Source organism: Streptomyces sp. NPDC006207, from assembly GCF_040613835.1.
GTDB lineage: Bacteria > Actinomycetota > Actinomycetes > Streptomycetales > Streptomycetaceae > Actinacidiphila.
Genome location: NZ_JBEXSX010000017.1, coordinates 1 through 13,536, shown reverse-complemented (window position 1 = coordinate 13,536; position 13,536 = coordinate 1). Strand labels below are relative to the sequence as shown.

Below are 13,536 nucleotides of genomic sequence, written 5' to 3'. Positions count from 1 at the left end.
CCGGAGGGCGGGGGTGCGTGCGATGCGGGTGATGCGCGGGGCCGGAAAGGCACGGGGGACGCGGAGGCCCGGAGCACGGGCGGCGGTGGCGCTGGCCGCCGCCGGCCTGCTGATGGTGGCGGGCACCTGCACGTCGTCGGCACAGGACCGGGGGGCCGCGGGGCCGGCCGGGGGGAGCGGGGGGCTCTCCGGCACCGCGGCCTGCCCCGGCCTGGTCGGCTTCAGCTGTGCCACGCTGACGGTTCCGCTCGACCACAGCGGCGCGGTACGGGGCCGGCTGGGCCTGAAGGTCGCCATGGGCGACAACGCGGACGCCCCCAAGGGCGTCCTGCTGTTCCTGACGGGTGGCCCCGGACAGCCGGGCGTCCCCTTCGTGGAACGGATGCGCAAGGTACTGGAGCCGGTGCTCAAGGACTACCGCCTCGTCGTGATCGACCAGCGCGGCACCGGCGGCGACGCGCTGCAATGCCCCGCGCTGCAGGAGCAGATGGGATCGTCGGACCTGACGCCGCCCACCGCACGCGCGGTGCGGGACTGCGCCGCGGCCATCGGTCCCGACCGCCGCTTCTACGGCACCGGCGACACGGTCGCCGACCTCGAACTGCTCCGCCGCGCGCTGGGCGTGCGGAAGATGACCCTCGACGGTGTCTCCTACGGCACGTACACCGCCGAGCGGTACGCCCTCGCCCACCCCGGGCACGTGGCCCGGATGGTGCTGGACTCGGTGGTGCCCCAGACCGGTTACGACCCGATGGACCTGGCCGCGATGCGGGCCGCGCCGCGCGTGCTGACGGCGGCGTGCGCGAGCATCGGCTGCGCCACGGACCCGGCGGCTGACCTGGCCGAGGTCGTGGACACCTACGGCAACGGCGTCGACGTGCTGGACGCGCTCACCACCTGGGAGTTCGTCGACCCCGACTACGCGGACATGATCGACGCCCTCCACCAGGCCGCCGAGGGCGACCCGGGACTGCTCAACGGCCTCATCCAGGGCGTACGGCAGGGCAGCGCGGCGACCGCGGAGGAACTCAGCCAGGGGCTCCACGCCTCGACGTTGTGCCTCGACGGACGCTACCCCTGGGGCAGGTCGGACGCCCCGGTCGCCGGCCGGCGGGACGCGCTGGAGAAGGCGGGTGCCGAACTGACCCCGGCCGACCACGGCCCCTTCGACGCCGTCACGGCGATGGGCCTCGGCTCCATGCTCAGCTGCCTCGACTGGCCCCGCACCCCGGCCCCGCCGCTACCTGCCGCGCACCGGCGCCTCCCCGGCGTCCCGGTGCTGCTCCTCGGCGGCGACCGGGACCTGTCGACGCCTCTGGAATGGCTGTACGACCAGAAGAAGCTGACCCCGCGGGCCCAGGTCGTGGTGGTCCACGGCGCCGCCCACTCCGTGCAGAGCCGGGCGGCGAGCGACGAGGGCCGCCAGGCGGTCCACGACTTCCTGCTCGGGCGCTGACGGCCGCGCGGGCCGCAGGGGCGCCGCATCCGTCAATCCGGATGCGGCGCCCCTGCGGCCCGTGGTCTCCTGCACCCCATGACCGAGCCGTCCCCGCGTGACCGCATCGAGCGCTACTACGCCACGGTGCCGCTGCTGTTCGCCGAAGCCGAGAGGTTCGGCTCCCTGTGCCTGTTCGTCCGCAAGGAGCCCGGCACCCCCTATTACGGCGGGCCGGGCCACGCCCGCCCCGATGCGGTGGGCGGCCGCGGGGCGCCCTCCGCGGACGACATCGCCCGGGTCCGCGCCCGGCAGCGCGAACTCGGCGTGCCGCAGGCCTTCGAATGGCTCGCGGAGGTCACGCCGTCACTGCGCGGGAGCATCGAGGCAGCCGGTCTCCCGGTGGCGGAACGCCCCTTGATGGTCCTCGACCCCCGCCGTCCGCTGCTGCGGCAGCCCCTCCCCGACGGGGTCACGATCCGGGAGGTGCACGCCGACGATCCCGCGCTCCCCGCCGTACTTGCCCTCCCCGGGCTGGCGTTCGCCGACGAGGGCACCGCGACCGGGACGGCGGGCCGCGCCGAACTGGCGGCGGCCGCCGAGGCGCTGCGGGCGGACGCCACCGTGGCGACGACCGCCCCCTCGCTCCGCACCGGCCACAAGACGCTCTTCGCCGCCTTCGCCCCCGACGGTACCCCGCTCGCCGCGGGCCACCACCATCCTGCCGACGGCACCACGGAGATCGGCGGCGTCGGTACCCTACCCACCGCCCGCCGCCAGGGCCTCGGCGCCGCCGTGACGGCCGCCCTCGCCGCCCACGCCCGCGACCACGGCGTGCGCACCGTCTTCCTGGCCTACGCGCACCGGACCGTCGCCCGCATCTACGCCCGCCTGGGCTTCCGCCCGGCCGGTACCACCCTGCTCATCTCCGGTCAGCCGGCCCGCGGGCAGTAGCCGGCGAGGCCGGTCAGCCGTGCGGGTGGTCCGGCGCGCCGTCGACCCGGCGGGAGCCGCGGGCGTCGTCCATCCATCCCGGGCGCGTCCGGAGGAAGGAGAGGTCCTCGGCGGACGGGTCGGCCGTGTCCCGGAGGCGTTCGCCCTCCGCGGGGGTGAGGCGGGTGTACCAGGTCGTCAGGTCGTCGCCGCCGCCGGACCAGCCGGGGTACTCGTGGAAGCGGTGGAACCAGTAGGTCCGGCAGGCCGCGCAGCACAGCAGGGACTCCTGGTCGTGGTGGGACTCGTACAGCGTCCGCACCCAGGCGAGTTCGGGCCCGGCGCAGCAGTCGATGAAGCTCGGGTTCGCCACGGCGCGCGATCCTATCCCCCCGAGGACGGGCGCGTTCGGGGCGCCCGGTACCCTCTCGGCGTCCGGGCACGTGAAGCCCGTCACCCTCGACGAAGGCGGTACCCGGCCGTGGACCTCACCGCGACGTTCCAGATGACGGGACAGGAGTACCGCAGAGCGATCCGCAGTTCGCCCGCCATCCGTGGGGTCACCGTCCTCGGCCTTCTCCTGGCCCTGCTGGGCGCGCTGTCCCTGTTCTCGGACGAGCCGAAGAAGTGGCTGCTCTTCTACGGGATCGGCATGCCGTTCTTCCTCGAGGTCGTCGCGGTCCGTCTCGCCGTCCGCAGGATCGCGCGCCAGTTCGCCGAACCGTGGACCGTCCGGCTGACGGAGCAGGCCTACACGCTGCGCACGACCGTCTCGCAGGCGGAGGTCGGCTGGGACGCCTACCGCGAGGCGCGGGAGCGTGCGGGGTTCTGGTACCTGCGCCAGGTCAGCGGAGCCTACGGGTTCTTCCCCAAGCGGGCCTTCGACGAGACCCAGCAGGCCGTCGTCGCCGCCTTCTTCGCCCGGCGGCTGCCCCCGGTGAAGCGGCCCTGGTACCGGCCGTTCTCCTGACGGGGCGCGGTCGGGGGGCCGGCGTGTGCTGCCGGCCCCCCACCGGCGGTCAGGCGCGGGCGAGGAGTTCGAGGGTGTCGACGACCCGGTTGGAGAAGCCCCACTCGTTGTCGTACCAGGCCACCACCTTGATGTGGCGGCCGTCGACGCGGGTGAGGGCGGCGTCGAAGATGGACGAGGCCGGGTGGCCGGTGATGTCGCTGGAGACCAGCGGCTCGGTGGCGTAGTCGAGGATGCCCTTCAGCTTGCCGTCGGCGGCGGCCCGGTAGGCGTCCAGCACCTGCTCGCGGGTGACCTCGCGGGAGACCGTGGTGTTGAGCTCCACGATCGAGCCCACCGGTACGGGCACGCGGATGGAGTCGCCCGAGAGCTTGCCGTCGAGCTTCGGCAGCACCTTGCCGATGGCCTTGGCGGCCCCGGTGGTGGTGGGCACGATGTTCACGCCGGCGGCGCGGGCGCGCCGCATGTCGCGGTGCGGGCCGTCCTGGAGGTTCTGCTCCTGGGTGTAGGCGTGCACCGTGGTCATGAAGCCGTGCTCGATGCCGGCCAGGTCGTCCAGCACGGACGCGAGCGGGGCCAGGGCGTTCGTGGTGCACGAGGCGTTCGACACGATGGTGTGCCGGGCCGGGTCGTACTCCTCGGTGTTGACGCCGTACGCGAGGGTGACGTCGGCGCCGTCGGAGGGGGCGCTGACCAGGACCCGCTTGGCACCGGCGGCCAGGTGCGCGCGGGCGGCCTCCGCCGAGGTGAAGCGGCCGGTGGACTCCAGCACGACGTCGACGCCCAGCTCGGCCCACGGCAGCTTGGCCGGTTCGCGCTCGGCGAGCACCTTGATCCGGCGGCCGTCGACCACCAGCTCGGAGCCGTCCACCTCGACGGTGCGCCCGAGCCGCCCGAGCGCGCTGTCGAACTTGAGCAGGTGCGCGAGGGACTCGGGTGCCGTGAGGTCGTTGACGGCGACCACCTCGAGGTCGCTGCCGCGCTCGACGAGGGCGCGGAGGGTGTTGCGTCCGATGCGGCCGAATCCGTTGACGGCGATGCGGGTCATGGCGGGTTCCTTTCGTTGCCGCCTCCATGCTCCGCATGCGCGGGCCCTTGCGGCAGTGGCCTGAACGACAGCATGCGCAAGTATCCCGCCATACATTTCGCCATCGATCGCAAGGATCCCGCCACTCCCTCGCCACTTCCTCCCGGTCAGGCCGAGAAGGTGTTCCGGTACTCCGTGGGGGAGGTCCCGAGGATGCGGTGGAAGTGCAGGCGCAGGTTCGCGCCGGTGCCGAGGCCGACGCGGTCGGCGATCTGCTCCACGCCCAGGTCGGTGCGTTCCAGCAGTTCGCGGGCCAGGTCGACCCGGGCCCGCAGCACCCACTGCATCGGCGTGTAGCCGGTGTCCTCCACGAACCGCCGTGAGAAGGTGCGCGCCGAGACCCGCGCGTTGCGGGCGAGCGTCTCCAGCGTCAGCGGTTCGGCCAGGTGCGCCAGGGCCCACTCGCGGGTGCCGGCGAAGAGGTCGCCGAGCGGCTCGGGCACGCTCCGGGGGACGTACTGGGCCTGGCCTCCGCTGCGGTACGGCGCCGCCACCAGCCGCCGCGCCACGTGGTTGGAGAGGGCGACGCCGTGGTCCCGCCGCACCAGGTGCAGGCACAGGTCGATGCCGGACGCCGCTCCGGCCGAGGTGAGCACGTCGCCCTCGTCCACGAACAGCACGTTCGCGTCCACCCGCACCAGGGGGTGCCGCTCGGCGAGGGCCTTGGTGTAGTGCCAGTGGGTCGTGGCCCGCTTGCCGTCCAGCAGGCCCGTCGCCGCCAGCGCGAACGCCCCGGTCGAGATGGCCGCGAGCCGGGTCCCGCGCTCGTGGGCCGCCGTCAGCGCGCCGACGACCGCCGCGGGCGGTTCGGCGCCGGCCGGCTCCCGGTAACCGGGGATGAAGACGGTGTCGGCGTCCTCGAACGCCTCCAGACCCTCCGCCACGTGGTACGAGAGCCCGTCGCCGCCGGTCACCAGCCCGGGCGCCGCGCCGCACACCCGTACGTCGTAGGGCATGCTCGGCCGGTTGGAGAACACCTGCGCCGGGATCCCGACGTCCAGCGGCTTGGCACCCTCCAGCACGAGCACGACGACGTGATGGTTCTTCCTGCCGCTCAAGGGGCCTCCTCCGGCTCTCCCGCCCGGTGGCGTGGCCGACCACCACCGCAAGCATCCTGCCATCGGTCGCCCGGCGCGTCCCCGGCCCGGAGACGGCGATGAGCCGAACGCGGGATCTACGCGCGAAGAAATTTTAACATTCCATTGTCATGGACACTTCCCAACGGGCCGGGTCCGGGGCTACCAAGTGGTAGTCAACTCTCCGCCCAGGGAGGTTCCGTGAGACGCACCACGTCGTTGTCGGCCCTGACCACCCTGATCGTCACCCTGGCCTTCGGCCTGCTGTGGTCCACCCCGGCACACGCCGCCGGGCCCGCCTACGTCGCGCTGGGGGACTCGTACTCCGCCGGCAACGGAGCAGGTAACTACGACAGCGCCAGCGGCAGTTGCCACCGGAGTTTCAGCGCGTACCCGTACCTCTGGAAGAACGCCCACGCCCCCTCCTCCTTCGCCGACACCTCCTGCTCGGGTGCGGTGACCACGGACGTGACCAACAACCAGCTCGGCCCGCTGAACGCCTCCACCGGTCTGGTCTCCCTCACCATCGGCGGCAACGACGCGGGCTTCTCGGACGTCATGACGACCTGTGTGATCGGCTCCGACACCGACTGCGTCAACCGGGTCACCCAGGCGGAGAACTACGCCCGCAACACCCTGCCCGCCCGCCTGGACGCCACCTACAACGCGATCCGCGCCAAGGCCCCCAACGCCAAGGTCGTCGTCCTCGGCTATCCCCGCGTGTACACCCTGAACGTGCTGTGCGTCGGCCTGTCCGACACCAAGCACCGCAAGATCGACGAGGCCGCGGACGTCCTCGACGGCGTCATCGCCGCCAGGGCCGCCGCCCACGGCTTCGTCTTCGGCGACGTCCGGGGGACCTTCAACGGCCATGAACTGTGCTCCGGCGACGACTGGTTGCACTCCCTGGTGGTCTCGCCGAGCTGGGAGTCCTACCACCCGACCGCCAAGGGCCACTCGAGCGGCTACTACCCCGTGCTGAACGCCAACAGCTGACCACCCACCCCCCCGCAGACCCCGTACGGCCGCGCCCGAAGGTCCGTGCGGGGTCGCGTCATGCCGTCACCGACAAGTGAGTCGGTCAGAAAGTGGATGAGTGGCTGTACCACTCCTTGCGGTCGGGCCCTCCCTTTGCCACTCTTGGCGGGCCCGGTCCTCCGCTCCACGACCGGGTGGTCCGCGCGCCTCCCTCGTCCCCCCATCGCCATGCCGTGCTGCCCGCGTACGGCGGCTGACGACCGAACAGGATGCGGAATGTCTCTGACGCGCCGAAGAATGCTGATGGCGACCGCCGTGAGCGTGGTGACCGCCACCGTCACCCAAGGCGGCCTCGCCGGCCTCGCGGCCGCCGCCCCCCGGACCACCGCCGACGACGGTTCCGTACCGGGCCTGTCGACCCTGGACCGTACGCTGCTGCGCGGCCCGGACCTCGGGTCCGGCTACCGCGGGATCGTCGCGGGGCCCGGCGAACCCCACCTCGTCCGCAAGGACCTGGCCAACGTCACCGCACCCACGGTGACCCGGTCGCTGATCGCCTTCGCCCAGATGTCCGACCTGCACATCGTCGACGACCAGTCACCGCTGCGCGTCGAGTGCCTCGACCGGCTCGCCGACTACGGCCCGCCGCACTACAACTCGTATCCCACCGAGTCCGCGTACCGCGCGCACGAGTTCCTGTCGACCCAGACGACCGACGCGATGTGCCGAGCCGTCCGGCAGGTCGGACGCGGACCGCGGACCGGCGCACCGCTGGCCTTCACCGTCGTCACCGGCGACGCGGTCGACAACTGCCAGTACAACGAGACCCGTTGGTACATCGACCTGCTGGACGGCAACACCGTCACCCCCGACTCCGGCAACCTCGCCCTCGACGAGAGCGTGAGCAGCGGGCGGTTCGGCACCCGTCCACTACTGGCACCCGCAGGCCCGGCAGAGCCCCCCCGACAACAACGAGCTGGCCGGCTTCCCCCTGGTGACCGGTCTGCTCGCCGCCGCCCGCAGGCCCTTCACCGCGGGCGGCCTGCGCATGCCCTGGTACGCCGCCTACGGCAACCACGACGGCCTCGTGCAGGGCAACGTGGCGCCGGACGTCCTGCCGTTCGACCCGCTCAAGAGCATCGCCACCGGCTCGACGAAGATCACCCAGATCGAGGGCGTCCCCGACGTCTTCGACAACGGGCCCGCCTACTACATCGAGCTGCTGACGGACATCATCACCGGCGACTTCACCCTCGACACCGAGAAGGTCACCGCCGACCCGGCACGACGCCTGCTGGAGCGGCGCGAGTTCGTCGCCGAGCACTTCCGCACCACCGGCACCCCCGCCGGACACGGCTTCACCTCCGGCAGCGACCGGGCGTACTACGCCATACCCTCCGGCCCCTCCGACCTCGTCCAGGTCCTCGTGCTCGACACCACCAACCCGGGCGGCGGCGCGGACGGCGCCCTCGACCAGGCGCAGTGGGAGTGGCTGGACGCGCAGCTGAAGGCGAACAGCTCCCGCTACGAGACGGACCGGCCCAACGGCACGGGTCCCGGCACCGTCGTCACCCAGCCCGGGGTCAAGGACAAGCTGATCGTCGTCTGCTGCCACCACACGCTCGACTCGATGGACAACACGGACGACGACGCGCCCTACAGCGGCGCCGACCTGCGCGACAAGCTGCTGCGCTTCCCGAACGTCGTCCTGATGGTGGACGGCCACACGCACACCAACAACATCACCGCGCACAAGCCCGCCTGGACCTCCGCGCTCAGCGCCGGATTCTGGGAGGTGAACACCGCCTCGCACATCGACTGGCCCGTGCAGTCCCGGATCGTCGAGATCGCCGAGGGCGGCGGCCACCTGTCGATCTTCACCACCATGGTCGACGCGGACGCCCCGCTGTCGTACGGCGGGGACACCGGCACCCCCGCCGCGCTCGCCTCGCTGGCGCGCGAACTGGCCGCCAACGACATCCAGTCCGTCGCCCGCGGCATCGACCTGCGGCGCGGCGCACCGACGGCCCGCAACACCCAGCTGCTGCTCCCGCTGCCCTTCGCGCTGCCCACCGGCGCCGGCACGCCCGCGCCCGACTGGCCCCTGCTGCAGCAGGGCCAGAGCGGCACCCGGGTCAGGGCCCTGCAGTACCTGCTGAACGCCCGCGGGGTGGGGCTCGCCGTGGACGGCGTCTTCGGCATCACGACCGCCGCCGGTGTCCGTTCCTTCCAGACCTCGCGCGGTCTGCCCTCGAACGGCGTCGTCGGCCCCGCGACCTGGCAGCCGCTCGTCGTCGCGACGCTCAAGCAGGGCGACACCGGACCCGCTGTCTCCGCCGTGCAGTACCTGCTGAACACCCGCGGTGCGGGACTGTCCGTCGACGGAGCCTTCGGCCCGGCGACGGACACCGCGGTGCGGTCCTTCCAGTCCTCCCGCGGCCTGCCCGCGGACGGCACCGTCCGGACCGGGGCCTGGCTGAACCTACTGGCCCCCTGACCCGACGAGGGCGGCACCACAGCAGGTGCCGCCCCGTCCCACGCCGGCGTCGTGCGCGGGTTGGTGCCCGGACCGCCGGCGAGCACCGCGGCCCGGGCCGGTGCCCGCACCCTCACGGGGTGCGGGCACCGGCGCATCGCGTGGGCTACTTCAGGCCGAAGGCCCGGGTGACGGTCTGGGTGATGCCGCCGCCGTTGTGCTGCTTGGCGGTGACGCGGATGGACACGTAACCCGCCCGGGCCGGCGCGTGGAGCTGCGCCTGCCAGGTGTCCTTGCTCGCCTTCAGGTCCTGCGGCTGCCAGGAGGCCCCGTCGTCGTAGGACACCTCGAGCTTGACCGAGGAGACCGCGTCCTTGGCCGCGTCACTGCCGAGGACGACGGGAGTGACGGAGAAGGCCGACGTACGCTTCGCCTGCCCGGCGCGGTCCAGCTCCGTTCCGTAGTCGAGCTGGACCAGCGGGATGACCTGAGCGTCGGCGGTTCCGGACTGGAACCGCCATTCGGTGTGCGTGGTGGAGGAGTACGGGGTGACGTCGGTGTTCCCCTGCGTGTCGACCACGAGCCGGTAGGGGAGCGTCTGCGGGGCCAGGTCGACCGCGACGAAGTCGGCGTACGGCCCGCTCTGGTACACCTTCTTGTCCCCCTGGTAGAGGGCGAAGTCCCGGGACATCAGGCCGGTGCTGCCGCTGTGGGCGGCTCCTCCGTCACCGAAGCCCGTGATGATGCCCGTCATGACGTCGCCGAATCGCTGCGGGACCTCGAAGCTGAGCATGCGCGGCCGGATGAGGGGGCCGAACCAGTTTTGGCTCTGCACGCTGCGCGGACGGTAGCCGACGACGTCGGTGAAGCTTGTGAGGCCGTCGGCGACGCCGGCGTACTGCTGCCACTTCACGCCGTCGCCGGCGGACACCCAGTCGGTTCGGGGACCCGGTGCGACCGGCTCCCTCGGAAATGTCGGGTTGCGCGGCCCGAAGCTGTAGGGATGGCCGGCGGGGTACTGCTCGTACGGCGGGCTGTCCTCCCGGCTCTCCTTGATCTGCTTGCCGGCGGGCGTGGCGAAGACGTTGTCGACGCGGGCGAGGCTGCCGGGGTCCGTCGACGCGGAGGGGTCGTCGGGCACGCCGCCGTGGTGGTAGTCGGCCAGGTCGTACAGGTACCGCGGCGAGGGATGGGCCTCGACCGCCAGCTTGGTCCTCCCCGGGGACGTGATCTCCTTGATCAGGTCGGCGCCCTCGTCGACGGTGAGAGAGGCGACCGGGATGGGCCCGGTCGTGTAGCCGTCCGGGTCCCCGTACCAGTCGGTCAGGCGGCCGTCGATGCCGTTGACCACCAGGAGCATCGCCGCGCCCGCGGCACGTGCGGCCGCCGCCTGGTCCGCCGGGGCCACCCATGCGTCGGCGCGGACGACCACGGCCTTGCCGCGGGCGGACAGCCCGACGTAGTCGGCGGGCCTGCCGGTGCCTGCGAAGACGGCCTCGACGTGCGAGGTGCCGTCCTGGAACGGTGCGGAACCGGGCTGCACCAGCAGGGTCTCGTCGAGGCTGCGCCCGCCGTAGGTGATCTTCAGCGGGGTCTGCTTGGCGCGGATCCGGGTGGTGAAGACGAAACTGCCCTTCTTCACCTTGCCCTTGGTCGGAAGCGCCCACAGGCTGTCGTACTCGGGCGAGGTCATGACGATCTCGTGCAGGGCCTGTGTGTCCTTGTACGTGGGCTCGCTGGAGGTGAAGGAGCGGTACAGGTCGATCCTGCTGTTGGTGACGGTCGTGGGCTCGGGCGTGTCCACCTTGACCGGGCGGATGCGCGACGCGTCCAGTTCCACTTCCCGGTCGGACCTGAGGTCCACCTCGGGCGCGGTCAGTACGGCGTACCCGAGGGAGTGCGGGCCGTTTCGGCCTTCGACGTCGAGGGTGGAGACGACGGTGTAGGAGCCGGGGGCCCAGCGGCTGGTGAGCCTGCCGTCCGGGACCCACATGACGGAGGTGGTCCCGTCGGTACCGGTGATCTCGACCTCGCCACTGACGGGTTGCCCGGACCGGTCCTTCAGACGGACCGTCAGGTCGTACTTCTCGGACTCGACGGACATCCCCATGGCCGTGTGCACGGCACCGGCCGCGAAGCGTGCGGTGACCTGGGCGGCGTACCGGCCCGCCGCGAGCGCCCTGGGGTCCGCGACGACGTCGACCGTCGAGGTGCCGCGCGCCGGAACCGTGACACGGTCGGCGGCCACGGTGAACGCCCCCGCGGGCGAGTCGCCGCGGTCCACCGTGAGCCGCAACGTGACGGCGCTGTCGGTGGTGTTGGTGTAGGTGATCTTCCGCTTGACCGGATTCCGCTTCTGGTCCTTGGTCCAGCGTACGAGTCCCGCGTCCACGGACCCGGTCGCGATGACCTGGTCCTGCAGGTAGGCGGCCGCGACGTCCAGGCGGCCGGCGCCGGCCTGGTAGGGGGTGTAGGCGGGGGTCAGCGCGCTGGTGCTCATCAGCGCGTCCTTGATCTGCTGCCCCGTCCACACCGGGTGCTTCTGGGCCAGCAGGGCCGCCGCCCCGGTGACGTGGGGCGCCGCCATGGAGGTGCCGCTGTCGGTGCGGTAGTAGCCCTCCGCCCCCGGCACCTGCTGCGAGTTCGCCGCCAGCACATCGACACCCGGCGCGGTCAAGTCGGGCTTGAGGCCGTCGTCCCCCAACCGCGGTCCGGCGCCGGACCGCGAGTAGAGGACGTCGGAGGAGTCCACCGCGCCGACGGTGAGCGCCGCGTCAGCGGTGCCCGGCGCGCTCACGCTGTAGGGGCTGGTTCCCTCGTTGCCGGCGGCGATGACGAACAGCGCGCCCGTCTCGGCGCTCAGCTTGTTGACCGCCTGGCTCATGGGATCGTCCTGGGTGTGCCACGTCGACATGCCCAGGCTCATGTTGATCACCTTGGCGTGCTCGGTCCGCGCCGCCCATTCCATGCCGGCGATGATCCCCGAGTTGGCACCCGAGTTGTCGTCCCCGAGGACCTTGCCCACGATCAGGTCCGCGCCGGGGGCGACTCCCCGCTCCTTCCCGCCGGAGGCGGCGCCGGTCCCGCCGACCGTGGAGGCGGTGTGGGTGCCATGGCCGTTGCGGTCGACGACCTCCTGGCCCTCGACGAAGCTGCGGGACGCCACGATGCGATTGGCCAGGTCGGGATGGGTGAAGTCCACCCCTGAGTCCAGTACGGCGACCCGGACGCCCGCGCCCGTGCCACCGGCCTTCCACGCCTCGGGGGCCCCGATCTGCGCCGTGGTCTCCGCCAGGGTCCCCTGCGCCTTGGCGTCGAGCCACACCTTGTCGACATCGGCGGCGAACGAGGGGGCGCCCGCATCGTCCGGGCTCCCCGCGGTCCGCGCCGCCGACCGCGGGGCGTCCTGTCCGGTGGTGCCGGTGAGCGCCGACCAGAAGGTGGCGGCCTTCGACCGCTGGGCCTTGACGGCTGCCCCGTTGATGGACGGAAGCCCCAGGGTGGCCGTCGCTCCTGGCAGAGCCGTACCGGACGGCAGTGCGTCCTCGGTGGCACCGCCCTTGCGGGCGGTCGCACCGCTGGACTGAGTGATGATCAGGGGCAGCGCGACGGTGTGGGCGTCGTCGTAGCCCTGGGCTACCAGCTGCGTGATGTTGAAGAGTTGCTTGTCGAGCCTGCCGGTCGCGATGTAGGGCATCGCCTCATCGGGATACACGTAGGTGTCGCCGTTCTCGACGGCGACACGCACCGAACCCTTGGTTCCCGACGCGCGCCGGACGTCGTCCACGGACAGCGTCCCACCGGGCTCCTGAAACGCCTTCACCTTGTCACCGGTGATCAGCGTGACCGAGACCGGTACGCGCTGCGCGCCGCCCGGTGCGGCCGCAGCGCCACGCAGGGGCTGCGAAGGCGCAGCGCCGGACGCGGGAGCGACCGTCACACCGGCAACAACAACCGCTGCGATCCACACCGCAGATCTTCGGGATATGGGAAACCGCACGTGCCCTCCTGGGTTACTGATTGACCGAATCTGATCATCAGTGAAGTGCGGATGTAAAGTGCTTGAATTCGCACTCAACTGGCGGTAGGTTCAGCGCGGCTGTCCGCTGCCGGCCACTATTCGCGGGGTTCTCGGGCGTGGGGTTTCCGTCCGGATTCGGCGGCATTCAAAGAAGCCTCGCGCGTCCCCGCCGAGCACAGGCCATGCAGGGTGAGTGGCGAACTCCGCCCCGGTGAACGGTCACATGAGACGCCGCCGCTCCCGGATGGAAGGGCGGCAAAGTGGACGCCACCGATCACTCCTCCGTGACGGCAGTTTTAACACTCGCGAAACCTGGAGGCGATGATCTATGTGTTGAGTAATTCCGGATTCTCAATTGTTGTGCCGGATGGCGCAAAGACGTGCGATGTCTGATGTGAATTCAGGGGAGGCTCCAGAGCGGCAGCTGCGTCACCCAGTTCGGCCTTCGGCCGGTGGACCCGGCCGTCGGGGCCGGTGGCCCCTGCCCGGGACCGGCGGCCGGCCCGCGGTGAACGGCGGGGGGGGGGGGGGGCGGGGGGCCCCGCCCCCCCCCCCCGCCC

At 72.0% G+C, this 13,536-nt stretch carries 9 protein-coding genes; 5 read left to right on the top strand and 4 right to left on the bottom strand.

The annotated features are described in order from the left end of the window. Positions 1–85 precede the first annotated feature (85 nt). Positions 86–1,456 (top strand): alpha/beta fold hydrolase, encoded by a 1,371-nt coding sequence (locus ABZ312_RS15980; protein ID WP_500437894.1) that lies wholly within the window; start codon positions 86–88, stop codon positions 1,454–1,456. Between the two features lie 78 nt (positions 1,457–1,534). Next, positions 1,535–2,389, top strand: coding sequence for a GNAT family N-acetyltransferase (locus ABZ312_RS15975; protein WP_500437892.1), 855 nt, complete (start codon positions 1,535–1,537; stop codon positions 2,387–2,389). A gap of 13 nt (positions 2,390–2,402) precedes the next feature. On the opposite strand, the gene ABZ312_RS15970 is transcribed toward ABZ312_RS15975, so the two are convergent. Further along, positions 2,403–2,741, bottom strand: a complete 339-nt coding sequence (locus ABZ312_RS15970) for a hypothetical protein (protein ID WP_500323568.1) — start codon at positions 2,739–2,741, stop codon at positions 2,403–2,405. 108 nt (positions 2,742–2,849) lie between these two features. Here ABZ312_RS15970 and ABZ312_RS15965 point away from each other — a divergent pair, with 108 nt between their 5' ends. After that, complete coding sequence (locus ABZ312_RS15965) at positions 2,850–3,338, top strand: YcxB family protein (protein ID WP_500323570.1); 489 nt, start codon at positions 2,850–2,852, stop codon at positions 3,336–3,338. Positions 3,339–3,387: 49 nt separating this feature from the next. Here ABZ312_RS15965 and gap read toward each other — a convergent pair whose 3' ends face one another. Then, on the bottom strand, positions 3,388–4,386 hold the full coding sequence (gap, locus tag ABZ312_RS15960) for a type I glyceraldehyde-3-phosphate dehydrogenase (protein ID WP_500323571.1): 999 nt from the start codon (positions 4,384–4,386) through the stop codon (positions 3,388–3,390). A 146-nt stretch (positions 4,387–4,532) separates the two neighbouring features. Then, a complete protein-coding gene (locus ABZ312_RS15955) occupies positions 4,533–5,483 on the bottom strand; it encodes a GlxA family transcriptional regulator (protein WP_500437890.1) in 951 nt (316 codons plus the stop codon). A 219-nt stretch (positions 5,484–5,702) separates the two neighbouring features. Between ABZ312_RS15955 and ABZ312_RS15950 the strand changes: the two genes are divergently transcribed. Then, a complete protein-coding gene (locus ABZ312_RS15950; protein ID WP_499516136.1) occupies positions 5,703–6,497 on the top strand; it encodes an SGNH/GDSL hydrolase family protein in 795 nt (264 codons plus the stop codon). A gap of 976 nt (positions 6,498–7,473) precedes the next feature. Beyond that, complete coding sequence (locus tag ABZ312_RS15945; RefSeq protein ID WP_500437888.1) at positions 7,474–8,976, top strand: peptidoglycan-binding protein; 1,503 nt, start codon at positions 7,474–7,476, stop codon at positions 8,974–8,976. Positions 8,977–9,121: 145 nt separating this feature from the next. On the opposite strand, the gene ABZ312_RS15940 is transcribed toward ABZ312_RS15945, so the two are convergent. Beyond that, positions 9,122–12,895, bottom strand: a complete 3,774-nt coding sequence (locus tag ABZ312_RS15940; protein ID WP_500437886.1) for a S8 family peptidase — start codon at positions 12,893–12,895, stop codon at positions 9,122–9,124. Positions 12,896–13,536 lie beyond the last annotated feature (641 nt).